Source organism: Streptomyces pimonensis, from assembly GCF_041380215.1.
In the GTDB taxonomy this organism is placed as follows: domain Bacteria; phylum Actinomycetota; class Actinomycetes; order Streptomycetales; family Streptomycetaceae; genus Streptomyces; species Streptomyces pimonensis.
On the sequence record NZ_JAHWZY010000048.1, the window covers coordinates 20,572 to 43,776 of the forward strand.

20 protein-coding genes and 5 pseudogenes are annotated in these 23,205 nt (G+C 70.4%); 16 read left to right on the forward strand and 9 right to left on the reverse strand.

Going from position 1 to position 23,205, the window contains the following annotated elements:
• Positions 1-4: 4 nt before the first annotated feature.
• A pseudogene (locus KYY02_RS30255) lies at positions 5-213 on the reverse strand (IS1380 family transposase); the annotation flags it as partial.
• 135 nt (positions 214-348) lie between these two features.
• Between KYY02_RS30255 and KYY02_RS30260 the strand changes: the two are divergent.
• A pseudogene (locus KYY02_RS30260) lies at positions 349-528 on the forward strand (IS5/IS1182 family transposase); the annotation flags it as partial.
• Positions 529-556: 28 nt separating this feature from the next.
• Here KYY02_RS30260 and KYY02_RS30265 read toward each other — a convergent pair.
• Together KYY02_RS30265 and KYY02_RS30270 are read right to left on the reverse strand one after the other, a co-directional pair.
• Complete coding sequence (locus KYY02_RS30265; protein ID WP_371243542.1) at positions 557-898, reverse strand: hypothetical protein; 342 nt, start codon at positions 896-898, stop codon at positions 557-559.
• A gap of 33 nt (positions 899-931) precedes the next feature.
• Positions 932-1,376 (reverse strand): annotated as a pseudogene (locus tag KYY02_RS30270) (transposase family protein); the annotation flags it as partial.
• Between the two features lie 567 nt (positions 1,377-1,943).
• Here KYY02_RS30270 and KYY02_RS30275 point away from each other — a divergent pair.
• The 4 genes from KYY02_RS30275 (at position 1,944) to KYY02_RS30290 (ending at position 8,162) form a co-directional block, all read left to right on the forward strand.
• Positions 1,944-5,066: a Tn3 family transposase gene (locus KYY02_RS30275; RefSeq protein ID WP_371243544.1), complete on the forward strand. Its 3,123-nt coding sequence runs from the start codon at positions 1,944-1,946 to the stop codon at positions 5,064-5,066.
• A gap of 137 nt (positions 5,067-5,203) precedes the next feature.
• Positions 5,204-5,938 carry a MerR family transcriptional regulator gene (locus KYY02_RS30280; protein WP_371243547.1) on the forward strand — a complete coding sequence of 245 codons (735 nt, stop codon included), beginning with the start codon at positions 5,204-5,206 and terminating at the stop codon, positions 5,936-5,938.
• The gene (locus tag KYY02_RS30285) at positions 5,935-6,774 is read left to right on the forward strand and encodes a hypothetical protein (RefSeq protein WP_371243549.1); all 840 of its coding nucleotides are present in this window, start codon (positions 5,935-5,937) and stop codon (positions 6,772-6,774) included. The genes KYY02_RS30280 and KYY02_RS30285 overlap by 4 nt, the downstream gene beginning before the upstream one ends.
• Before the next feature lie 377 nt (positions 6,775-7,151).
• Positions 7,152-8,162, forward strand: coding sequence for a recombinase family protein (locus tag KYY02_RS30290; protein ID WP_327286462.1), 1,011 nt, complete (start codon positions 7,152-7,154; stop codon positions 8,160-8,162).
• A gap of 533 nt (positions 8,163-8,695) precedes the next feature.
• Here the strand turns inward: KYY02_RS30290 and KYY02_RS30295 are convergent.
• A complete protein-coding gene (locus KYY02_RS30295; protein WP_371243577.1) occupies positions 8,696-9,634 on the reverse strand; it encodes an alpha/beta hydrolase in 939 nt (312 codons plus the stop codon).
• A 107-nt stretch (positions 9,635-9,741) separates the two neighbouring features.
• Here KYY02_RS30295 and KYY02_RS30300 point away from each other — a divergent pair, with 107 nt between their 5' ends.
• A complete protein-coding gene (locus KYY02_RS30300; RefSeq protein WP_371243551.1) occupies positions 9,742-10,377 on the forward strand; it encodes a TetR/AcrR family transcriptional regulator in 636 nt (211 codons plus the stop codon).
• A gap of 119 nt (positions 10,378-10,496) precedes the next feature.
• On the opposite strand, the gene KYY02_RS30305 is transcribed toward KYY02_RS30300, so the two are convergent.
• The 3 genes from KYY02_RS30305 to KYY02_RS30315 are packed head-to-tail and all read right to left on the reverse strand — an operon-like array spanning position 10,497 to position 12,492.
• The gene (locus tag KYY02_RS30305) at positions 10,497-10,727 is read right to left on the reverse strand and encodes a tautomerase family protein (protein WP_189292379.1); all 231 of its coding nucleotides are present in this window, start codon (positions 10,725-10,727) and stop codon (positions 10,497-10,499) included.
• A 29-nt stretch (positions 10,728-10,756) separates the two neighbouring features.
• Positions 10,757-11,668 (reverse strand): SDR family NAD(P)-dependent oxidoreductase, encoded by a 912-nt coding sequence (locus KYY02_RS30310; RefSeq protein WP_371243554.1) that lies wholly within the window; start codon positions 11,666-11,668, stop codon positions 10,757-10,759.
• Between the two features lie 41 nt (positions 11,669-11,709).
• Positions 11,710-12,492, reverse strand: a complete 783-nt coding sequence (locus KYY02_RS30315) for an SDR family oxidoreductase (RefSeq protein WP_371243556.1) — start codon at positions 12,490-12,492, stop codon at positions 11,710-11,712.
• A gap of 159 nt (positions 12,493-12,651) precedes the next feature.
• Here KYY02_RS30315 and KYY02_RS30320 point away from each other — a divergent pair, with 159 nt between their 5' ends.
• The 10 genes and pseudogenes from KYY02_RS30320 to KYY02_RS30365 form a co-directional block, all read left to right on the forward strand.
• Complete coding sequence (locus KYY02_RS30320; RefSeq protein ID WP_371243558.1) at positions 12,652-13,557, forward strand: helix-turn-helix transcriptional regulator; 906 nt, start codon at positions 12,652-12,654, stop codon at positions 13,555-13,557.
• A 39-nt stretch (positions 13,558-13,596) separates the two neighbouring features.
• Positions 13,597-14,133: pseudogene (locus KYY02_RS30325) on the forward strand (recombinase family protein); the annotation flags it as partial.
• 47 nt (positions 14,134-14,180) lie between these two features.
• Entirely contained in the window at positions 14,181-15,362 is a 1,182-nt protein-coding gene (locus KYY02_RS30330; RefSeq protein ID WP_371243560.1) for an MFS transporter, read from the forward strand.
• Positions 15,363-15,479: 117 nt separating this feature from the next.
• The gene (locus KYY02_RS30335) at positions 15,480-16,094 is read left to right on the forward strand and encodes a flavodoxin family protein (protein WP_371243562.1); all 615 of its coding nucleotides are present in this window, start codon (positions 15,480-15,482) and stop codon (positions 16,092-16,094) included.
• Between the two features lie 18 nt (positions 16,095-16,112).
• Positions 16,113-16,496 (forward strand): YybH family protein, encoded by a 384-nt coding sequence (locus KYY02_RS30340; protein ID WP_371243564.1) that lies wholly within the window; start codon positions 16,113-16,115, stop codon positions 16,494-16,496.
• A gap of 188 nt (positions 16,497-16,684) precedes the next feature.
• Positions 16,685-17,332: an NAD(P)H-dependent oxidoreductase gene (locus KYY02_RS30345; protein WP_371243566.1), complete on the forward strand. Its 648-nt coding sequence runs from the start codon at positions 16,685-16,687 to the stop codon at positions 17,330-17,332.
• Positions 17,333-17,518: 186 nt separating this feature from the next.
• Positions 17,519-19,147, forward strand: coding sequence for a class I adenylate-forming enzyme family protein (locus tag KYY02_RS30350; protein ID WP_371243568.1), 1,629 nt, complete (start codon positions 17,519-17,521; stop codon positions 19,145-19,147).
• A 30-nt stretch (positions 19,148-19,177) separates the two neighbouring features.
• Entirely contained in the window at positions 19,178-19,342 is a 165-nt protein-coding gene (locus KYY02_RS30355; protein WP_371243570.1) for a hypothetical protein, read from the forward strand.
• A gap of 159 nt (positions 19,343-19,501) precedes the next feature.
• On the forward strand, positions 19,502-20,086 hold the full coding sequence (locus KYY02_RS30360; RefSeq protein ID WP_371243572.1) for an NADPH-dependent FMN reductase: 585 nt from the start codon (positions 19,502-19,504) through the stop codon (positions 20,084-20,086).
• A 423-nt stretch (positions 20,087-20,509) separates the two neighbouring features.
• Positions 20,510-21,646 (forward strand): annotated as a pseudogene (locus KYY02_RS30365) (IS701 family transposase); the annotation flags it as partial.
• A gap of 148 nt (positions 21,647-21,794) precedes the next feature.
• Here KYY02_RS30365 and KYY02_RS30370 read toward each other — a convergent pair.
• Together KYY02_RS30370 and KYY02_RS30375 are read right to left on the reverse strand one after the other, a co-directional pair.
• The gene (locus KYY02_RS30370; RefSeq protein ID WP_019711140.1) at positions 21,795-22,349 is read right to left on the reverse strand and encodes a TetR/AcrR family transcriptional regulator; all 555 of its coding nucleotides are present in this window, start codon (positions 22,347-22,349) and stop codon (positions 21,795-21,797) included.
• Between the two features lie 133 nt (positions 22,350-22,482).
• Positions 22,483-22,950 carry a nuclear transport factor 2 family protein gene (locus tag KYY02_RS30375; protein WP_017568687.1) on the reverse strand — a complete coding sequence of 156 codons (468 nt, stop codon included), beginning with the start codon at positions 22,948-22,950 and terminating at the stop codon, positions 22,483-22,485.
• Between the last annotated feature and the right edge of the window lie 255 nt (positions 22,951-23,205).

Sequence of the window (23,205 nt, forward strand, 5' to 3'; positions counted from 1 at the left end):
AGGGGGCGGTCGCGAGCGCGATGTCCAGCAAGACCTTGCCTGGGCCGTGCGCCGCCCGCGGCTTGCACACGGTGCCGGCGCCGCCGATGTCGCCGCATCCAGCCCGGTCCTGCGGACCGTCTCCATCAGCAGCGCGGCCCCGGCCTGCGGGACCACCGAACGGCCACCGCCCTCGACGCGGACACGCGGGTAGGACCCGATACGCTTCCTCATCTGGGAAGTGCTTCTCCCCCGCAGCCGACAGGACCCTCAGCACGTCCTATCGCTGCAGGTCAGGGGCGTTTTCCGGGTTCTGATCAGCCCTTGGACAGCCCACCTCGTGAAAACGCGAGGCCAGCGCCCCGAGTCATGTCCCACCCATCCGGGCTGCATCTGTCCACTCCCGCGCTGCGGCGGGGACTGGCCGCCCGGCGACGTCGGATCGGCACCCGGCGGCGGCTGACCTGCGACCGCCAGGCGCTGACGCCCCCGGCCCACCTGGGCTGCGGCCACACCTTCGCCGAGTTCGCAGCCAGATTCCGCGAGGGCCCGCCCCCAGCCGTACCGCCGCGCGAGGTCAGGAATCAAGCTGCGGAGGAATGCCTGATCGCACGAGGCGGACTCGCGCGGCTGGTATGCGGCTGGGCAGGTAGAAGAATCCGTCGCCGTTGTCGAGGAGTAACCCCTCATCGACGCCGTCCACGGACCAGAGATCAACCGGCCCGCCGGTGTTGTTGATGTGAAGGAAGAACTCTGCTGCCGCCTCTCCCTGACAGACGAAGATCCCCTCCACCTCAGGGCGGTGGCTTCCGGCGATTCCCGGTGCGGCGCCCATCCGGGTCCAATCCAGGCCATGCTGTGCGATCGACCGCCGATTGAGCACGGACGAAACGTGGAAGAAGTTCGACGTATCAGACACGCCAGGAGTATAGGAGGCAGTGAGGCTTCCTCCTCAGGTCGAGGCGGTCAGCTCCAGGGTGAGGACGGCCTTGACCAGGTCGGTGGACGCGGGTGGTGCCGCAGCGGAGCTTCCGCGGCAGGCGCCAGGACTTCAGGGTAGCCATGGCCTGTTCGCCGAGTGCGCGGATCTTCACATGGGCGCGGTTGACGGCCTTCTTCCCGGCGGAGAGCTTGTTCCGGCGGCCGCGGAAGGGGACGCGGACGGCGGGGCCGGAGCCCTGGCACACCGTGTCGGCCCAGCATCGGATGCCGCCGGTGTCGAGGGCGTCGAGCAGGCCGTGGGAGCGGGCTGCCCCGATGTCGTGGACCGCGCCCGCCAGGGCCGGCGAAACCCGGATGAGCTTCCCGAACGGGCCGGTGGGGACTTGGACGTTCATGCCGTGCCCATGGTGCTTGCCGGAGCAGAAGGGGCGGTCGGCCGCGACACGGTCGATGGGCGGCTGAAGCACGCGAAGCTCCGGGCGGGGAAGGTTGATCTCGGTCGACCACCATCCACCAGGAGCTTCGACGTTCCGCCACGCCCCCAGCCGTGCTGGAAAGGGCTCACTGCCCGCTGCCCTTCTGCGCCCACTTCGCAGCGTCGACGGTCTTTGAGCCCTGGCGGGCCCTCCTGGGTGACCCGGTCACGCCGCCGGCGCACGGTGTCCGAACTCGGACCCGTCTCCCGGGCGACGCCTGCGTGGGAGCGTTCATGCGCGGCGTGCCGCACCACCTGTGTGCGCACCCTCGGCCGGTGCTCGGTCCTGTGGCGTGAGCCGCCTTCTTCGACCGCACGCGTTCGGCGGCACTCGGGGCTGTCGGGCAGGGGGCGGGCGGGCAGGGCGAACGAACGAGCCGATCGGCCGGAGCGGATCACCGGTGCCCTGCAGCCTCGGCCTTGGGGAACATCGGTACAGCCGTTGGCGCTGAGAACGATCAGGTCGGCTAGCACAGCGATCGTGCCCAGAACGGGGGTTCGCCGAAAGATCGTCGATCACGGGTGGGGCCTGGCTACGGTCCGCGTCATGCCGGTGGAGTTCTTAACTGATGATCAGGCCGAGGCGTACGGGAAGTTCGCTGAGGAGCCGACGAGACCTGAGCTGGAGCGGTTCTTCTTCCTGGACGATGTCGACCGGGATCTGATCGCGCTGCGGCGTACGAAGTATCACCAGCTGGGCTTCGCCCTCCAGATGTGCACGGTCCGCTACGTGGGGCTGTTCCTGGAGGACCCCCTGGCGGTGCCGTGGCCGGTAGTCGAGCACCTGGCCGCGCAACTCGGTGTCGAGGACCCGTCGTGCGTGAAGCGGTACACCGAGAGGCTGAAGACGGCGTACGAGCACGCGTGGGAGATCCGGGACGCCTACGGCTACCACCCGTACGACGATCCGGAGTGGGGTCGGAAGTTCCGTACGTTCCTGCACGGCCGGGCGTGGACGCACGCGGAGGGGCCGGTAGCGCTGTTCAACCAGGCGGTGGGCTGGCTACGGCGGAACAGGGTGCTGCTGCCGGGTGTCTCGGTGCTGGCCCGGCAGGTGTCGGAGGTTCGCACGAGCGCGGAGAAGCGGCTGCACGCCACCGTGGCCAGGGCGGCTCACCGCGCGGACCCGGCGCTGCCGGCGGACCTGGTGGCCACGCTGGTGACGCCGGAGGGCGGCCGGTACTCGGAGTTGGAGCGGCTGCGCCGGCCTCCGACGCGGACGACGGGCACGGCGTTCGCACGGTCGCTGGAGCGGGTCGATGAGATCGGCGCGTTCCAGCTGGGGCGGTTGAAGCTGTCGCAGATCCCGCCGAACCGGCTCGCGTCGCTGGCCCGGTACGGGCTGGGGTCAAAGGCCGCGAGCCTGGAGCGGGCCGCGGAGCCCAAGCGCACGGCGATGCTCACTGCGGTGATGCGCCACCTTGAGGCCAAGGCGATCGATGAGGCGCTGGACCTGTTCTCGGTGCTGATGGCGACGAGGCTGATCAGCACGGCGAAGCGGGCCACCGACAAAGAACGGCTCTCGACGCTGCCGCAGCTGGAGAAGGCGTCGCGGACCCTGGCGCGGGCGGCGAAGGTGCTGTTCGAGGAACTGGAGCTGGTCGAGGCACACGGCACGGATCTGGACGCGGCGGCACTGTGGCGGGCGTTGGAGGAGGTCGCGCCCCGGGCCGTGGTGATGAGTGCGGCCGCGTTGGTGGTTTCGCTCGTGCCGGAGGACGAGGACTCGGCGGCCGTCGCGATGCGGGCGGCGTTGGCCACCCGGTACAACACGGTGCGGCCGTTCCTGTCGCTGCTGGGCGAGTCGAAGGCGCTGGACGCGGCGACCGGTGGGAAGCGGGTGCTGGCCGGGGTGAAGCGGCTGCCCGCTCTGGCGCGGCGGCGGGTGAAGGAGAAGCCGCTGCTGCCGCGCGAGGTCGATGACAAGCTGGTGCCGGCTGCGTGGCGCAGGGTGGTGTACGCCAACGCCGAGCTGCCGCCGGGGTCCGTGGACCGGGACGCATACGTGGTGTGTGTGCTGGAGCAGCTGTACCGCGCGCTTCAGCGCCGGGACGTGTTCGCCTCTCCCTCGCACCGCTGGTCCGACCCGCGCGCCCGGCTGCTGGACGGCACGGAGTGGGAGGCCGTGCGGGAGGACGTCCTGGCCGGGCTGAGTCTGGACATGCCGGTCGAGGAGCATCTGGCCGCGCTGGTGACGGCGCTGGATGCGGCGTGGAAGCAGATGGCGGAGCGGCTGGAGACGGCCGGGCAGGACACGAAGGTCATCATCGAGGTCCCGCCGGGCGGCCGGGCGAAGCTGAACGTGTCCAAGCTCGGTGCCCTGGGCGAACCGAAGTCCCTGACGTGGCTGCGGGGGCGGGTGGAGAAGATGCTTCCGAAGATCGACCTGCCGGAGCTTTTGTTCGAGGTGCACGGCTGGACCGGGTTCCTGGATGCCTTCGTGCACCTGGGCGACGGCACAACCCGCATGAAGGACCTGACCACCTCCCTGGTGGCCCTCCTGGTATCGGAGGCGTGCAACATCGGCATGACACCGGTCATCAACCCCGCACATGAGGCGCTTCACCGTTCCCGGCTGGTGCACGTCGACCAGTTCTACCTGCGGGCCGACACCATCGCCGCGGCGAACGCCGCACTGATCGAGGCGCAAGGTCAGGTGCCGATCGTGCGGTATTGGGGAGACGGGCTGTTGGCCTCGGTCGACGGACTGCGGTTCGTCGTCCCCGTCCGCACTATCAACGCCGCCCCGTCGCCGAAGTACTTCGGGTTCAAGCGCGGCATCACCTGGCTCAACGCCGTCAACGACCAGGTCGCGGGCATCGGGCAGATGGTGGTGCCGGGCACCCCTCGCGACTCCCTGCACATCCTGGACGCCCTGCTGAACCTCGACGGCGGGGTGAAGCCGGAGATGGTTGCCACCGACAACGCTTCGTACAGCGACATCGTGTTCGGCATCTTCCGCATCCTGGGCTACAACTTCAGCCCCCGGTTCAAGGACCTGGACGACCAACGATTCTGGCGCGCGTCCCTTCCCGGAGTAGAGACAGGCACGTACGGGCCGCTGGAGCCGCTGGCCCGCAACCGGGTCAACCTGAACAAGGTGATCACTCACTGGCCGGACATGCTCCGGGTCGCCGGTTCTCTGGTCACCAACCAGGTTCGCGCCTACGACCTGCTGCGGATGTTCGGACGCGAAGGCCACCCGACCCCGCTGGGGCAGGCATTCGCCGAGTACGGCCGGATCGCCAAGACCGAGCACCTGCTCCGCGTTGTCGACCCGGTCGACGACACCTACCGCCGCCAGATGAACCGCCAGCTCACCGTGCAGGAGTCCCGGCACAAGCTGGCCCGCGACGTGTGCCACGGCAAGCGCGGCACCATCCATCAGGCGTACCGGGACGGGATGGAGGACCAGCTCGGCTCACTGGGCCTGGTCCTCAACGCCGTGGTGCTCTGGACCACCCGGTACATCGACGCCGCCGTCGCCCGGCTCCGTGCCGAGGGCCACGAGGTCCGGGACGAGGACATCGCCCGCCTGTCCCCGCTCAAGCACCGCAACCTCAACGTCCTGGGCCGTTACAGCTTCACCGCCTCCACTCCGGCTGGCGGCGCCCTACGCCCGCTTCGCGACCCGGACACAGTGGAACTCGACGAGGACGACGAGGGGTAGCGGGAGTGGACCCTGGCCAGATACTTGCGCTGGCGAGGACATACCACTCCGGTGTGTAGACGCGCTTGAATCGTTTTGCGCCCGACGATACTTTCAGCGCTTGACCTTGACGCAACGGCAGGGTTTCTACTGGCGGCATGCGAATCGGAGAGATCGCCGCGCTCGTGGGGCTCACCACCCGGGCGATCCGGCACTACCACCATGTCGGGCTGCTTCCGGAACCGGAGCGGCGCCCCAATGGCTACCGGGCCTACAGCGTCCGCGACGCCGTCCTGCTCGCCAGGGTGCGCAGGCTCACCGAACTCGGCCTCAGCCTCGATGAAGTGCGCGATGTCCTCGCCAACGATGCCGGGCGCGAACTGATCGAGATATTGGAAGAACTCGACGCCGACCTGGCCCGCCAGGAAGCCGACATCAGGGAGCGCCGCTGCCGGCTCGGCGCCCTGCTCGCCGAGCCGCCCGGCGCGACCGGGCCCGTCTCACCCGCCCTCGCCGCACTGCTGGCACAGGCCCCCCGAACAGACTCGCCAAGCGCGGCCAAGGATCGCGAGTACCTCGCGCTGCTGGACGCCACCAGCACCGGTAACCAAGAGATGCTCGGGCTGCTCGGGACGCTGGTCGCCGATCCCGCGGTTGTCGAACTGTATGAGCGCCTCGACGCTCTCGCCGAAGCCCCCACCGACGATCCGCGGATCGCACCCCTGGCAGCTGACCTGATGGCAGCCGTCCCCGCGGAGTTGTTCGCCGCGATCCCCGAGGACGGGGTGGTCGTGACCGGGTTCAAGGAGGCGCTGCTCGCCGAGTACACCCCCGCGCAAGCGGAAGTCGTGGGCCGGCTCATGGAGGCTTTCGTTGAAAGGGGCCGGGGATGAGCGGCCGGCCAAGGGGCGTACGGGCGGCGCGGGTCGCGGTCGCCGCCGTGCTGCCGGGGGAACTGGCCCTGGCGGCCTGCCTGGTGGCTGGGGTGCGGCCTCCCGGGTGGGCGCTGGCGGGCGCCGAGGCGCTGGTGCTCGCGGTGCTGCTGTTGGAGGCATGGGTGCTGCGCTCGCTGTACGTCGCCGCGCGCGCCCGCGGCGCGGACCGCCGGGCGGCGCGGCGGTCCGCCGTGCAGGAGGCGGTGCCGGTGACGGTCCGCCGCCTGGTCCTCCACGAACTGCGCGCCCTCGCCTCCCTGGGGCGGTGGGTCCGGCGCGGCACGCACGGGGTGCGCCCCGGGGACCACGCTGCCGCGTACACCGGGCCCCAGACCGCGATGATGTACGGGCTGCTCTTCGTGATGGTCATCGAGACGGTGGTCCTGGCCTTGCTCATCCCTTGGCCGGTGGTCCACCGGGTGATCCTGGTACTCGACCTGTATGGCGTCGTCCTCGTGCTGGCCCTGCACGCCGCCTGCGTCACCCGACCGCACGTCGTGCGCCCCGACGGCTCTCTGCGGATCCGCTACGGAGCCCTCTTCGACCTCGCCGTACCGCCGGACGCGGTCGCCTCGGTCCGGGTCGACCGGCGCTACCCCGAAGGCAGCCTGATCACCCTCTCCGAGGACGGGGTCCTCGACCTCATCGTGGGCAGCCAGACCTCGGTGACCCTGGAGCTGAACCGGCCACTCCCTTTCACCCGCCCGCTCGGTGCAACGGAAGAGGCCCACACCATCCGCTTCCACGCAGACGACCCGCGCGCACTGGTCAGCGCACTCCGTCAGCCCGCCTGAGCACACAAATCGGTTCCGACCACACAGACAGAGCGGTAGACAACTTCGCCCTCTGTTAACCAATTCCGCGAAGCCGACGACTCCTGGCAGACCCTCCAGCCCAACGACACTCCCTGGCCACCATCACACTCACCATGCATGAGCAGCACTACGGCGACGTGCAGGAGGTCGGACGCCCGCGGCCTTCGCCGCGACGTGGCGTCCGGCAAGGCGCTCCGATCGGGCGCCCGCGTTCGACTGCTCGGCATTCTCACAAATGAACATCTGTGAGAGTTCTGCGAGAGCGCCGGAAGCGATCACGTTTCCGCAGGTCGCCACTCGCAAAAGCCCTCTCGAAACCCGCATGTTGTGCGAGGCACTTCTGAGAGACTGCCGCCATGGATCTCACGCCCGATCAGGCCGCATTGGCGGTAGAACGTCACGACTGCCCGAACTGTGACGCGCCCGCCGGTAGCCCCTGCCGCACCCGGGGCGGGAAGACCGCCGCGAAGTACCACACCCCGCGCTTCGTCCTCGTTCCCGCGCTCCGCGAAGAACTGGAGATCCCCGTCCCCGCCGACCGGCACCCGGGCCGCGCGTGGAAGCAGGGCCCGGCGCTCGCCATCGTGCCCGCGCCCCGTACCGAGCGGCCGGTCCGGATCGGGTACGCAAGGACATCGACCGCCCGGCAGGAGCTGGCGAGCCAGCTCGAAGCTCTCCATCGGGCGGAGTGCCACAAAGTCTTCAAGGAGCAGATCAGCACCCGCATCAAGGTGCGGCCCGAGCTGGAGAAGGCGCTTGCCCTGGCCCGCCAGTTCAAAGAAGCCGCACCCGAGACGCCGGTCATCTTCACCGTCCACGAGCTCAAGCGCCTCGCGCGCAACGCCGCCGAGCTGATGACGCTGTCCGCCGAGCTTCAGGCCGGCGGCATCCAGCTCGAACTCCTCACAGGCCCGCTCACCGGCATCTACGACCCCAACGGCATGGGCGCCATGTTCTTCGCCGTGCTCGCCGTGGCCGGGCAGATCGAGCGCAACTACATCCGGGAAAAGACCCTCGAAGGTCAGGTCACCGCTGCGGCCAAGGGCAACCACGGCGGAAGGCCGAAGGTCATCGACGACGACATGCTTACCTTCGCCATCGCACTCAAGGAAAAGGGCGTCCCCGTCCCGGAGATCGCCAAGAAGCTGGTCATCAAGACCGGGAAGAACGCGGGCAAGAACCCCTCGGTCGCCTCGCTCTACCGAGCGTTGGCCGAAGCTGAGGAAGCCGCCGCGGACGACAGCCTGCCGGTGCGGCCCAAGCCCGTCCGCATCCGTCGGCCCGGGGACCCGCTCACTCCCGAGGAGATCGACCTCCGCGAACGCCTCCAGGCCCAGCCTCACCCGAACACGGAGATCCGCAGCTAGACCTCATGATCAATCTCAGCGCCAACGGCTGTACCGATGTTCCCCGAGGCCGAGCCTGCCCCGCCGGTCACCGCCCCAGCCTCTGCGATGATCGGTGCGGGAGGCCGCTTGGACAGGGAAAACGCAACTTCGACATGGCCCGCGCGGACAGCTGCCTTCACCTGGTCTTCGGCGATCGCCCACGGTCGCGCAGGAGTTCCCTCGGCCTGAGCCCTCCGCGACGGGATGAGTCGGCGTGCCCCACGAATCCTCGCCCCGGGCGCAGACCACCGAACCGGAAACCTCCCTCTGGGCTGGGCGGGGTCCGTTCCGGCTCTCCGGGTGTGAGGGTCCGCCGTTCGGTGAGCGGTCACCGTGACCGGTTGCCGAACGGCTCATCGGTCGAAACGGCCACGAGCTGCCGCGGACGAAGCGGCCGGTCCGGGGCTGCTCGGCCCGGCCTCTTCACCGCGGGGGTCAGCACAGTGGTGGTGGTCGCTGTCCTGCTTGCGGGCGGCAGAGGATCGGCGACTGGCGAGGCCGTGCAGGCCGGGTCAGTTGAAGGCCGCGGCCACGGCGTCCGAGAGCTGGTTCAGTATGTCCCGCGAGAGTTGCACCGAGCCGGTGAACGAGAGGAAGCCGTGAACGGCTCCCTCGACCGGGAGGTGCTGGACCGGCACGCCGGCGTCGGCCAGCTTGCGGGCGTAGTGGGCGCCCTGATCGCGCAGGGGGTCGTTCTCGGCGGTGACGATGACGGCGGGAGCGAGTCCGGCCGGTTCGTCGAAGCGCGCCGGCGAGACCCGCGGGTCGGCGCCCTGGTCAGGGGTGCTGAGGTAGGCGCCCCAGAACCACTCGAGGTAGGAACGGGAGAGGACCGGTCCCGCCATGTTCTCGTACATCGAGGGGCTGTCGTCGAACCGGTCGACCGCCGGGTAGGCGAGCACCTGGAGCGTGATGCGCGGTCCCCCGCGGCGCAGGGAGTCCTGTGCGAGAACCGCGGCGAGGTTGCCGCCGGCGCTCTCGCCGAACACGGCGATGCGCTCCCCGTCGCCCCCGAAGCCGGCGGCGTTGTCCGCGACCCAGGTCAGCGCGGCGTAGGCGTCGTCGACCGCGGCCGGGAAGCGGTGCTCGGGTGCCAGCCGGTAGTCGACGGAGACCACGATCGTGCCGGAGCGGCCGGCCACGGTGCGGGCGATGTTGTCCTGGGTGTCCAGGTCACCGAAGACCCACCCGCCGCCGTGGAGGAAGAGCGTCACGGGCAGCGGCCCGGCATCCGGCCCGGTGGCGGGCCGGTAGATACGGACGGGTGTGTCACGGCCGTCGGCGACGGCCGTGGTGTCCCGGACGTCGGCGACCGGTACGGGAGCCCCGGCCAGGCCGCCGAGGGCGCGCCCGAACGCGCGGTTCTCCGCCACCGTCAGAGTCTCGGGCGCGGGTCCGCCTTCTGCGGCCACTTGCTTGAGCAGGGTCTCGATCTGCGGGTCGAGGTGCATGGCACTCACCTATCCGAAGAGACGGCCACTCGGTATGGAATGACCTTTCCAGGATCATCGACGGCACATAGTTGGAATGTCAATTCCAACTTTGGTAGCGTGGGCGCATGGACACATCAGTGAAAGCCGGAGGTCCGGAGAGGCAGCGGCTCACCAAGGGCGGTCGCAGGACTCGCGAACGCATCATCGAGACCGCTGCGGAGCTGATGTTCCACCGGGGCGCGAGGGGCACGAGCATCCCGGACATCCAGGCAGCCGCCGGGGTCAGCGCGTCGCAGATCTACCACTACTTCGGCGACAAGCAGGGCTTGGTCCTGGCGGTCATCGACCATCAGACGGACACCCAGCTCGCCCGGCAGCGTCCGCTGCTGGACAGCCTGGACAGCATCGAGGCCCTGCGCGAGTGGTGCGACGGGGCAGCGAGCCGGCAGGACGACAGAGGATGCGAAGGCGGCTGCGAGATCGGCTCGCTCGCCAGCGAACTCGCCGACAGCGACCAGTCGGCACGGACCAGGCTCGTCTCCGCCTTCGACCGGTGGGAAGGCCCCATCAGGTCGGGACTCGCACGCATGCAGGCGCGCGGCGAGCTGAGCGAGCACGCTGACACCGCCGCGCTCGCCACCGCTCTGCTGGCCGCCATCCAGGGCGGCATGCTGCTGTCCCAGGTCCGCCGGTCGAGCACCGCCTACCGGCAGGCCGTGTCAGCGGTGCTCGACCACATCGAGAGCCACCTCGTCCGATAGCGGCTCAGGGGTGTCAGCTCCCCGCCGGCCCCCGGATGAACGAGGCCGTGTGGCCGGACGCCCGACCCGGCGGCCCTCGGTTTCAAGGTGCTGTCTCGGCCGGATGACGGCCGGTGCGGTCAGGCGTCGCTGGTGTCGGTCGGTGCCGCCTCGCCGAGCATGGCGAGGGTCAGCACGTTGCCGGAGATGCCCCAGCCGCCGTCGGCGACCTCCTCGACCAGAACCATGGTGTTGTTACGGGCGCGCTCGCCGTAGATCTCGACATATAGCTCGGTGGTGCGGGTGACGATCTCCTCCTTCTGCTTCGGGGTGAGGGTCTTCTCGGGGACCTTGAAGTTCGCGAAAGGCACGGCTGGTTGTTCCTTCTCTCAGTGGGGCGTTACGGGGAGCTGCCTGCGGTGAGCAGGCTGTCCAGTCCGATGCGGCGGAAGAAGTCGGCGCGGAGGCGGTCGGCGACCGCGGAGACGACTTCGCTGCCGTCTCGGCTGGGGTCCATGTGGGTGTGCAGAGGCCGAGCGCCACGCTTCATCGCGACCAGTCGCGCGACGGCTTCAGCGACCTCGGTCACATCGGCGTCCGAAGGGATGAGCGCGGCCAGGCGCTTGCCCAGATCACCCGTCAGGGGTCGGTGACGCAGGTCGTAGGCTTCCGCACGTCGACGTTGGCGGGGGCGCCCGCGTTGGCGAAGTGGTTGGTGCCGGTGGTGAACGCACCGGGCACCACGATCGCGGTGCCCGGTGTCGAACGGGAGCACCTCGGCGGCGTAGCTGACGGCCAGGGTGCCCATCGCGGCCTTGGCGGCGAAGTACGGGGCCAGGAACGGGGAGCAGCCACCGCGGGTGCTGGAGCTGCCGATCCACACCAGCAGTCCCGAGCCCTGCTCACGCAGCTTCGGCAGGGCGGCGCGGTTGACGCGCTGGGTGTGCAGAACATTCACGTCGTACAGGTCCGCGAACTGCTCTGCGGTGAACGCCTCGGCGGCGCCCAGAACCATGTGCCCGGCGTTGTGCACGACCGCGTCCAGCCGGCCGCGCTCGGCGAAGATCCGGTCGACTGCGGCGTCGGCGGAGTCCTGGGAGGTGACGTCCAGCTCGACGGTGTGCACGTCGGCCCGGTGGTCGGTGCCGTAGCGCGTCGGGCCGGCCGCCGCGGTCGCGTTGCGGGTCGCGATCTGGCGGATGACCGCGTACACGGTGTGACCGGCGAGGGCCGGTGCACGCACGGACAGTGCCCCGATGCCGCTGGAGGCCCCGGTGAAGAGGACGGCCTTCTCTGTTTCGTCGTTCCTCATGACAGGGCCTTTCGTTGACCGACGGGGTGGCTGCGGGCGGTTCAGATGATTCCGCCGTTGGCGCGGATGACCTGTCCGTTGATCCAGTGGCCGGCCGGGGAGGCCAGGAACACGACGACCTCGGCGATGTCGGCCGGGGTACCGAGGCGCTCCAGCGGGGGCTGGGCGGCCAGGCGGGCGATGATCTCCTCGTCCTTGCCGTCCAGGAACAGGTCGGTGGCCGTGGGGCCGGGCGCGACGGTGTTGGCGGTGACGTCCCGGCCCCGCAGCTCCCGGGCCAGGATCAGCGTCAGCGCCTCGACCGCGCCCTTGCTGGCGGCGTACGCGCCGTAGCCCGGGAAGGCCAGCCCCACCACGGACGTGGAGAACGTCACGATCGCGCCGCCGGGGCGCACCCGACGGGCGGCCTGCTGGACGACGACGAACGTGCCGCGGATGTTGGTGCGGTGCAGGTCGTCCAGGACGGCCAGGTCCAGCTCGGCGATCGGCGCCAGGTGCATCCGCCCGGCCGCGTGCACGACGACGTCGACCCCGCCGAACTCCGCTTCGGCAGTGTCGAACAGGGCCGCGACCGCACGTTCGTCGGCGACGTCTGCGCGCACTGCGACAGCCCGGCCACCGCCGGTGACGACCTCCTTCACGGCGGCTTCGGCCTCGTCCTGGTTGTTGGCACAGCCGACCACGACGGCGTACCCGTCGGCGGCCAGCCGGCCGACGGTCCGGCGGCCGATGCCGCGCGAGCCGCCGGCGACGATCGCGACACGGGGTGAGGCGGAGGGCTGGGCCGGGGCAGCGGTCCCGTCGAGGGAAGCGGGGATAGGCATAGCTGACTCCTGTGGTGGATGGGGGGCCGGGCCGCGGCCTTGCCGTCGCCCTGCCGCGTCCTCCACGATCGGCCGGTCCCCCATCCCCAGCCAGGGCTGCGTCTACCCAGGGGATGCCACCCCCTGGCTGCGCTCCGGCGTACGAGCGACCATGGAGGGGTGAACCTTCCAGAACTCGGTGCCTTCCTCAGGACCCGCCGCGACCGTATCCGCCCCGCCGAGGTCGGTCTCCCCCAAGGCCCGCGCCGACGCGTCCCCGGACTGCGCCGCGAGGAAGTCGCGCAGCTGGCAGGGCTGTCAGCCGACTACTACACCGAGCTGGAACGCGGCAGCGCAAAGAACGGCGTGCAGCCCTCGACCCAGACACTGGCCGCCCTCGCCCGAGCCCTGCGCCTGAACGGCGACGAGCGCGACCACCTGTTTCACCTGGCCGGACGGCCGGTCCCTCCGCCCGCACACGGAACATCGGCACACGTGCAGCCCGCGCTCCTCGGACTTCTGGACCGGCTGTCCAACACCCCCGCGCGCGTCATCACCGACCTGCACGAAACCCTGGTGGAAAACGACCTGGCGCTGACCCTGCTCGGCAAGTCCCCGGCACACCGCGGCCCGGCGGCGAGCTTCGTGTACCGCTGGTTCACCGACCCGCAGGCGCGCGAGATGTACCCGCCCGAGGACCACCCGCACCACTCCCGGGTGTTCGTGGCCGACCTCCAGGCAGCGGCCGCCCGGCGCGGCCGGGACGCGGAGGTCACGAAGATGGTCGCCGTGCTGCGCCGCCGCAGCCAGGAGTTCGCAGCCCTCTGGGACACCCACGACGTCGCGGTGCGCCGCATGGACCACAAGAGGATCGTCCACCCCATGCTCGGCGTCATCGAACTCGACTGCCACAACCTCCTCAGCGAGGACGGACGGCAACGACTGCTGTGGTTCACCGCCCCGCCCGGAAGCCCGGGAGCCGAGCAGCTGGAACTGCTGTCCGTCGTAGGGACCCAGGAGCTGAGCCTCACGGAGGGCACGGCACCGGAGAGGCTGTCCGCAGCGGAATCCGGATCGCAGCGCTGACCCGCGCCGCAGAGGAAGGACCGCCTTCCCGGCACCTTCCAGCAGCAGATCAGCACCCGGGTCGGGGAACGCCCCGAGACGAAGGCCGCCCTGGCGGTGGCCCGCGAGTACCGCTCGCTGGGCGCGAAGGTCACGCTCGTGGTGCACGAGACGAAGCGCCTGGGCCGCGGCGCCCTGGAGCTGCCGAAGGTCGCCGAGGAGCTGCGGGACGCGGAGATCGAGCTGGAGTTCCTTACCGGCCCCCTGGCAGGGAAGCATGACCCGGCCGGGTACGGGGCCGCCCTATTCACCTTCTTCGCCGCCATGACGGAGTCCGAGCGCGACCACATCCGCGACAAGACCCTCGAAGGCCAGAGGACCGCCCGTACGAAAGGCAGGGCGATCGGCGGCGTCAAGGTCTGCGACGAAGACCTGCTCGCCACCGCCCTCCGGCTGCGCGACGAGGAACACCTGTCACTGCGCGAGATCGCTGGCACGGTTCCGTTGTGCACGCCGTCCTCGAACAGGAGCGGCGGCCGGCTCCCTGGACAGCCGGGCCGGAAAGCACCGGCGCGCGGAGCGGGACTTGACGGATAGCCAGGCGAGCGGTTGCCGGGGGCCGGGGGGCCTCCGAGGGTAGGTGTATGTCGAAATTATCGGTCGCCGAGGCCCCGCCCTCGGTGACGCCGGGGACCGCACCGCTCGTCGCGACCGTCGCCACCGTGTCCGTGATGGGCGTGCTCGTGGTCGGCCAGATGTACGTCACCATCCCGCTCATGCCGGAACTCGCCGGCGCCTGGGGCGTGTCGACCGGAGCGGCGGCGGCCTCGACCACCGCGTTCGCCTTCGCCCACGCGGTGGGCTCGCTGCTCAGCGGGCCGCTGTCCACCCGCTGGGGGCGGCGCACCGTGATGGTGGCCAGCGTCCTCGCCACGGCCGTCGTCACCGCCCTGCTGCCCCTGGCGGCCTCCCTGACCGACGGGGTCGTCCTGCGCGCCCTGCAAGGCCTGTTCGCGGGCTCGTTCATCCCCATGGCGTACGCCTACATCAACGCCCGCGTCGCCCCGCACCGCGCCTCCCTGGCCCTGACCGTGGTCTCCGCCTGCATGGGGGCCACGGTCGTGATCGGCCAGGTCGAGGCGCAGCTGGTGGCGGCGTGGTTCGGCTGGGTGTGGACGTTCTGGGGGACCGTGCCGCTGCTGCTGGCGGGGGCCGTCGTCTCCTGGCGGGTCCTGCTGCCCGAGGAGCGGCAGAACGGGGGCGGCCTCTCCGGCGTGAAGACCGCCCTGGGCTCCCGGATGATCCCGCTGTACCTGGTCATCCTGGTCGGCGCGGGCAGCCTCACCGCCCTCTACACCGGAGTCCAGCTGTACGGGCCCGACGAGGTGACGGACGGCGGCGGGCCGCTGCTCGCGCTGCGCGCCAGCGCCCTGCCGGCGCTGCTGGGCGCCGCCCTGGTCGCCCCCTTCCTGGCCCGTTTCCCCGCCTCCCGCCGCGCCACCGGGGCGCTCCTGGTGACCGTCGCCGCGCTGCTGGCCGCCGCCCTCGGCGGGAACGACGCCGTCGCGCTCGGGGCCGCCCTGTTCGCGTTCATGGCGGGCTTCTCCACGCTCGGTCCCGCGCTCATTCAGTCGGTCGGCGCCCGGGCCGGGGCTGCGGCCCAGACCACGGCGATCGCCCTGTACGGCTTCACGCTCAACGTGGGAGCCGGGGCGGGCGCCCAACTCGCCGCCCACTTCGATCGGTTCGCCTCGCTGGCGCTGTTCCTGGCGCTGGCCCTGGCGGTCGCCGTCTGCGGCGTCGTGCGCGGCGGGCGTACGACCTGACGCACTCGCGGGCCCTTCGTTGCGGCGCCCCCGCCCGGCGCAGAACGATGTGGCCGGCGGCCGCACATTCCACCGCCCACGTACTCATGACCCCGTACGCCCAGGGAGCGCCCGACCATGACCAACGTCGCCGTCATCTACTACTCGTCCACCGGCTCCACCCACCAGCTCGCCCAGGCGGCCGCGGACGCCGCCGCCGCGGAGGGCGCCGAGGTGCGGTTGCGCCGGGTGCCCGAACTCGCGGCCACCGGACGGCCCGGCTCCCAGGAGCACGCCGCCAGCGTGGCGGACATACCCGAGGCGACGCTGGACGACCTGGAGTGGGCCGACGCGGTCCTGCTCGGCTCGCCCGTCCACTTCGGACTGGCCGCCCCGCAGCTGATGCAGTTCATCAACACCTCCTCGTCGCTGTCGATCCACGGCAAGCTGCTCGACAAGGCCGTCTCCGCCTTCGCCTCCGGCTCCGCCGAGCACGGCGGCCAGGTGACGGCGATCCTCGCGCTGCACAACGCGATCTGCCACTGGGGTTCGGTCATCGTCGCCACCGGCTCCGCCGACCCGGTGCTGTACGAGAAGAACAACGGCAACCCGTACGGCGCGAGCACCGTGACCGGCAACCGCGCCGGCTTCATCCACGACGAGAACGCCGGCGCCATCGCCTACCAGACCCGCCGCACCATCCAGGTCGCCGCGGCGCTGAAGGCCGCCGCCGCCGCTCCCGCCGCCGCCTGACCCGAGGGGAGAGAGATCATGGCAGTCAGTGACCCGGCCCGGTTGCCCTCGGTCTTCGTCGAGGCCTTCAACGCCAAGGACCTCGGCGCCATCGACCGGCTCTTCGAACCGGAGGCGGTGCGGGTACTGCAGCCGGGCGTGGTGGTGACCGGTGACGGCCGCCGCCGGGCGACCAGCAGCTTCCTCGCCCTGGGCGTCCCGATCGAGATCAGCCTGCGGCACACGTACGTCTACGACGACACGGCCCTGCTGATCGGCGACTTCGTCATCGACGGCACCAAGCCCGACGGGGAGCACGTCCACATCGAGGGCACCGCCACCGACGTGGCCCGGCGCGGTGCCGACGGCCTCTGGCGCTACATCATCGACAACCCGCCGGGCGTCGAGGCGGGCGGGGAGTGACCCGCCGCCGGCCTGCCGCAGCACCGCCGCGCAAGGCCGGGAAACCGGCCGACCGGCCGGAAGAGGAGGGAACTTGACGGACTATCGGATCCCGGTGGCCCATCTGCCGTGCCCGCGACACCATGGAGCGCGAACTCGCAGCCGGAAGACGGCTCGAGCACTCAATCCGATGAGGGAGCAGTACAGGCATGACCAATGTCGCCATCGTCTACTATTCGGCCACCGGAAACATCCACAAGCTGGCTGTCGCCGCCGCCGAGGCGGCTGAGAAGGCCGGGGCCGAGGTACGGCTGCGGCGGGTCGCCGAAATCACCGACGAGCCGCTCGCGCCCAACTACAAGGAATGGACCCAGGCGAACAACGAACACGCGGCCGCCGCCGGCGAGGTACAGGTGGCCGCCATCGACGACCTGGACTGGGCCGACGCCGTCGTCTGGGGCACGCCGGGCCGCTACGGCCTGCTGGCCGGACCGCTCAAGCACTTCATCGACCAGACCTTCGAACTGCACGCGCGGCGCGGCCTGATGAACAAGGCGATGTCCGCGTTCACCTCGACGGGAACCCCGCACGGCGGCCAGGAGTCCACGATCCTGTCCCTGAGCAACGTCTTCTACCACTGGGGGGCCGTCATCGTGCCGCCCGGCGTCACCGACGACATCCTGCTCACGCCGAGCAACGGCAACCCCTACGGGGTCAGCGCCACCTCGGGCCTGCAGGCCATCCCCGGCCACCTCGCGCAGAACGTCACCGACGACAACCTCGCCGCCGTCGGCTACCAGACCGTGCGCACGATGCAGGTGGCCGAAGCGCTCAAGCAGGGGCTGAAGAAGGGCTGACGCCCTTTTTCGATCCCGTGTGCCGCACACGGCCGGCCGGACCGCGCTCTCCGCGCGGCCCGGCCTTTCCTTTTCCCCGCGATATGACACATTGACGGACCTCCCCTTTCTCGCGACGCATTCGCATGGGAGATTTTCCGGAGGAATTCCCGTTTTCGCGTGTCGGTTCTCGGAGGAAGAGTCCTGATGTTCAAGGTGCCGAAAAGCAAGAAGTTCCTCTACCTCGGAGTCGTCTCCGAGCGTGCCGCGCAGAAGTACGGCGACACCCCGATCACGCTCGACCACGACATGGAGGCATTCCCGGAGGTGGGCCAGAAGCTGACCGTCCGGGAGTTCGCCCGGCTCGTGGCCGACACCGCCGACCGGCTGTGGGCCGCGGGCGTGCGCCCCAGCGAGCACGTGGCCGTGTACAAGAAGTCGAGCTTCGACATCACGGTGCTGGCCTGCGCGGTGGCCCGGATCGGCGCGGTGCCGGCGATGCTCTCCCCGCATCTGGACGGCGAGACGATCGGCAAGCTGCTGGAGCGGCTCGAGCGCCCCACCCTGCTCACCGACGAGGCGAAGCTGAACGGCTCGCTGGCCGGCCTGCCGCTGCGCGAGCTGACCGAGCGGGTCCTCAGCGCGACGGGCCCCCACCCGGACGCCGTCACGCTCGCGGACCTGGCGGGCGCGCCGGAGCGCAGGCCGGTGCTGCTCGACCCCGACCAGCCGGCCCTGATGACGCACACCTCCGGGACGACCGGCGTGCCCAAGCTGGTGGTGCACTCGGCCCGTTCGCTGGGCGCCCGCGGCAACTGGCAGGACAAGGTCGTCTCCTTCATCCGCAAGCGGGAGACGGTCGCCATGCACGTGTCGTACGTGCACTCGCGGATGTACCTGGGCCTGGCCGTGCTGCAGACGCGCGGCATGCCGATGGTCTTCATGGACGACGGCAGCCCGGCGCACGTCGCCGACATGCTGGTCCGCCACCGTCCGGGCGTCCTGGAGACCCACCCCAACTCCTTCCTGGAGTGGGAGGAGATGCTCGAGGACCCGCGTCGGCCGATCTCCAACGTCAAGTACTTCAACAGCACCTTCGACGCGATCCACCCCAGCACGATGCACAAGTTCCTGCACGCCACGGACCGCCGCAGCCCGGTGTTCCTCCAGGTGTACGGGCAGAGCGAGTGCGGTCCGCTGGCCGGCCGCACCTACCGGCGCCGCAACGCCCTGAAGGCCGACGGCCGCTGCCAGGGCTATTCCACGCCCGGCATGACCAAGTACCGGCTGGTGTCGCGGGGCGGCGCCCGGCCGTCGAAGGAGAACCCCGGCTACATCGACGTCGCCACGGCCGGCCGCGCGCTGACGTACTACGGCGAGCAGGAGCGCTTCGACAAGCAGGTCATCGGCGAGTGGTGGCGGGGTGGGGACGTCGGCTACCGCACCAAGTGGGGCTGTCTGCACCTGCTCGACCGGGAGGTCGACGTCATCCCGGGCATCGACTCCACCCTGGAGATCGAGGACGCGGTGCTGCACAAGCTGGACGAGCTGACCGAGCTGGTCATCGTGCCCGGCCCCGACAAGCAGCCCGTACCGGTGGTGTGCACCCGCGGCGACAAGCCGCTCGACCCGGAGCGCTGGAAGGCCGCCGTCGCGGGCGGGCCCGTCCTGGGCACGCCCGTCCAGCGCCGGCTGTCCGACCTGCCGCGCACGGCCACCGCGAAGATCCGGCGGCTGGAGCTGGCCAGGCAGCTGGCCGAGGCCCTCACGTCCGGGGAGACGGCCGGCGAGCCGCAGAGCACTCCCCCGGTACGGACCGGGGCCGCCGCACGCTGAACCACCCCACCGGGAGAAGGGAGAGAGCGGATGGCAGCACAACGGACGCCCGAGCGGCCGGGGCAGGGCGCGGGACGGGGCCCGCTGCCCCCGGATCCGGGGTTCCTGGAGGTCTGGGGGAGGTCCGCTCCGATCCGCCTGGCCGGTTACGAGGAGGACCTCGCCGAACCCCACATCCTGCAGAGCGTCGACTGACCGGCCCTCCTGAGGGCCCTCCCGACTGCCGGGCCCGCCCCTTGGGCGGCGGGCCCGGCAGCGGTGCGTCCCATCGGATTCTTCGATACGACTTGAAAACCAGCGTGCAGGTTTGTTCTTCTATGGGTGGAGGAAGTGAACCGCCGTGAAAGGGCTGACATGTCGAGTGACCGCATCCGCGTGGCCGTGATCCTGTCGAGTGTGCGCAAGGGCCGATTCGGGCCCACGATCGCGAACTGGTTCGTCGGCACCGCCGACGGACGCGACGACATCGAGGTCGACCTGGTCGACCTCGCGGACTTCCCGCTGCCGACCGCCCTGACCGACGAGCCGTCGCCCGAGGTCGCCGAACTGCTCGCGGCGTTCTCCGCCCGGCTGTCCGCGGCGGACGGCTTCGTCGTGGTGACGCCGGAGTACAACCACAGCTTCCCGGCCGCGCTGAAGGCCGCCGCGGACTGGACCCAGTACGAGTGGCACGCCAAGCCCGTCGGCTTCGTCGGCTACGGCGGCCTCGCCGGCGGTCTGCGCGCCGTCCAGCAGCTGCGGCACATCTTCAACGAGCTGCACGCCGTCCCGGTCCGTGACGCCATCAGCTTCCACGGCCCCTGGGCGCAGTTCGACGCCGAGGGCAACCTGACCGACCCCACGGACGCGGAGGCGGCCGCCAAGGTCCTCTGGGACAAGCTGAGCTGGTGGGCGCTGGCCACCAAGGAGGCCAAGGCCCGCCGCCCGTACGACAACTGACCTGCGCGGGTCACCCCCGCACCTCACCGGCCGCCCCACCACCCCGGGCGGCGGCCGGGCCGCGACCTTCACCGACCGCCCCGCGCCCACCCGGCGCCGGCGGGGCGGCACCGCACCACCCCAGGACCGCGGGCCCGCGCCCACCCCCGACGCGGCCCCGCGCGGAAGACCCTGCCGAGGCACACCGGTTTCCTCCATGTCCGGGCCGGCAGGGTCTGGGCCGTGTGTGCCGGCGCACCGAACGAGGGTGCGTGCGCCGGCACACCGGAGCAGTGGGACCCGGCACGACGGGGCGGTTCGTGCCGGGCCCGGCTCTCGGGGAGTGTCCGAACGGAAAACAGCGGTAGGCGTCAGGTCATGGATCCCGGCCGAAGGCCCTGCGCACTTCGACGCCTGATCGTCAACCGGGACGTTTGGCCATAGCGGCTGTTGCGCTACGCCCGCTGGGACGCCGACGCCGTCCGTGACGATATCCGGGCCTACGCCGTCGAACACCTCGGCACCGAGGGCGCGGTGCTGATCGTGGACGAGACCGGCTTCGTGAAGAAGGGCCGCGCCTCGGCGGGCGTCCAGCGCCAGTACACCGGCACCGCCGGGCGCATCGAGAACTCCCAGGTCGGCGTCTTCCTCGCCTACGCCACCAGCCGGGGACGGGCTCTGATCGACCGCCGCCTCTACCTGCCCGAACTGTCCTGGTGCACCGATCCCGAACGCCGCCGGATGGCCGGGATACCCGACGAGACCGAGTTCGCGACCAAGCCCCGCCTGGCCTGGGAGATGATCGCCGCCGCGCTGGACTCCGGGGCGCCGGCACCGTGGGTGACCGGTGACGAAGCCTACGGTCAGGACCCGCGACTGCGTGCCGCCCTGGAGGCACGCGGGACCGGCTACGTTCTCGCGGTCGCCTGCTCGACCAGGGTGCGGATCAACTCAGGCCGCACCCCCATCCGCGCCGACACCCTCGCCGCACGCCTGCCCGCCACCGCCTGGCAGCGGCACAGCGCGGGCAGCGGCGCGAAGGGCCCGCGCCACTACGACTGGGCCTGGAGCCACATCGGCACCGACGAACACCGCCACCTGCTCATCCGTCGCAACCGCACCACCGGCGAACTCGCCTTCTGCCTGTGCTGGTCACCCGCCGAAGTGCCTCTGGCCGAACTGGTCCGCGTCGCCGGGATCCGCTGGAGCATCGAGGAGTGCTTCCAGGCCGCCAAGGGCCAGGTCGGACTCGACCACTACCAGGTCCGCAACTGGACATCACGGCACCGGCACATCACGCTCGCCATGCTCGCGCCGGCGTTCCTGACCGCCCTTGCCGCCGACCCGGCACCACAACGGCCCGTCGATCCACTCCACCCCACCCGCGGCAGCGACCCGATCACGTTGACCGTCCCCGAGATCCGCCACCTGCTCGCCGCCGTCCTCACGGCACCGGCCGTGACCGCGGGCAGACTGCTGCACTGGTCCCACTGGCGCAGACGCCACCAGGCAACAGCCCGCCGCAGCCACTACCGACGACGATCCTGCTGGACAGATCACGAAACCGCACTGGAGTACTAATCCGGGACGCACTTGTGGCACAACTTCTGGGACGGTCCTGACCTGGGCAGTGTCGATCGACGTCGACACCGTCGGACGGCGTCCCAGTTCCAAGGAAGTGGGACGGCCTGGCCGGCCGCCTACATAGCCGCCTGTTTTTCGGCGGAAGCTACGGCGACTCCCGGTGGGCGAAGCTACCGCCGTCCGAACGAGACCGTTGTCCGCTGAGGGTCCGCGCCCAGGGCTCGTCGACGTCGGCCAGGCCGAGGGTCAGCGTGACATTTTCGAGCATACCGGCGCCGAACCAGTGCCGGACCGCAGCGTCGTCGTGGTTCAGGAGCTCACTGACGAGTTCGACCTGCCTGGCATAGCACGTGCGCAACGCCTCAGCCACGAGCGGCTCATCGGCTGCGCAACTGGCCTGCATGAGGAACCGCATGACGTCCCGGTCCTCGATCAGGGTGCTGTAGGCGGACCGGATCGCACGCATCACCGCCTCCGGCTGCCGGTGCGGCCCGGCCTCATCGGCGCCGGCTTCGGCGCCGGTCAGAGCATCCGAGATCAGCTCGGACACGTGGAGGATGGCACCGGCGAACAACGCCTCCTTGCTGGCGAACAGGCGGTAGACGTAGGGCTGAGAGATTTCGGCCCGTTCGGCGATCTCACCAGTGGTCGTGCCGTAGTAACCCTTGCGCGCAAAGCAGGCCACGGCAGCGTCCAGCACGACTCGACGGCGTTGATCGCTCTTCACTCTGGAGCCAGGGGCGGGCATGTCTCCCAGTCTCTCACTGCGGAGTGGGACAGGGTGCGACGGGGTGAGACGGGTGGGCGACCCGTCTCACCCCGTCGCACCGGGATCAACGCTCCGAGGGCCACGACACGTCTTGGCCGCTGGCCGCCTCGTCGGGGGTCATGGCCTCGATGACCACGAGAGGATTCCAGTAGTCGACGAACTGCTCGACCAGGCCCGCCTCGTCGAGGCGGATCACCGTGATGACTGTCTGCTCGTACGGCTTGCCGGTGCTGAGGGCGATTCCCTCCGAGCGGTATTCGGCGACCGCGGTCCGGGGGTTGGCCGTCTCGATGAACTTCACGTCGACGAACTTCACGTCGAAGGTCTGCGGGAAGCCGCGCATGTGGGCGATCAGCGCCTCGCGTCCCTGCACCAGGGTAGGCACACCGGCGGGGGCGAAGGGGAACTCGACCGTGCCGTCCGCGGCGTACAGCTCGATCCACTCGTCGATCTGGCCGGACGACACCAGCCGAAGGTGCTCTGCCAGGGCGTGCTGTGCGGGGGTGAGCTCGCGGGTCGGGTTGACGCTCATGAATACTCCTCTGTTAGTGGTTGAACAATAACAAACGTAACAGGGAGACCTCCGAGGAGCAAGGGTGAGGGCCGCCACGGCCCAGCCAGGACAGACGTCGGTAGTCCGACTCTGGTTTGGGAGGTGCAGCGCAGGAGCGGCACCGTTTGGATGACGGCTGTGTCCCGGGAAGTCACCACGTCCGCGCACGTGCACGACCTCGGGCGTACTGCTCTCGTGGCCCATCTCATGGGCGTCGATCACGACTCGGACCTA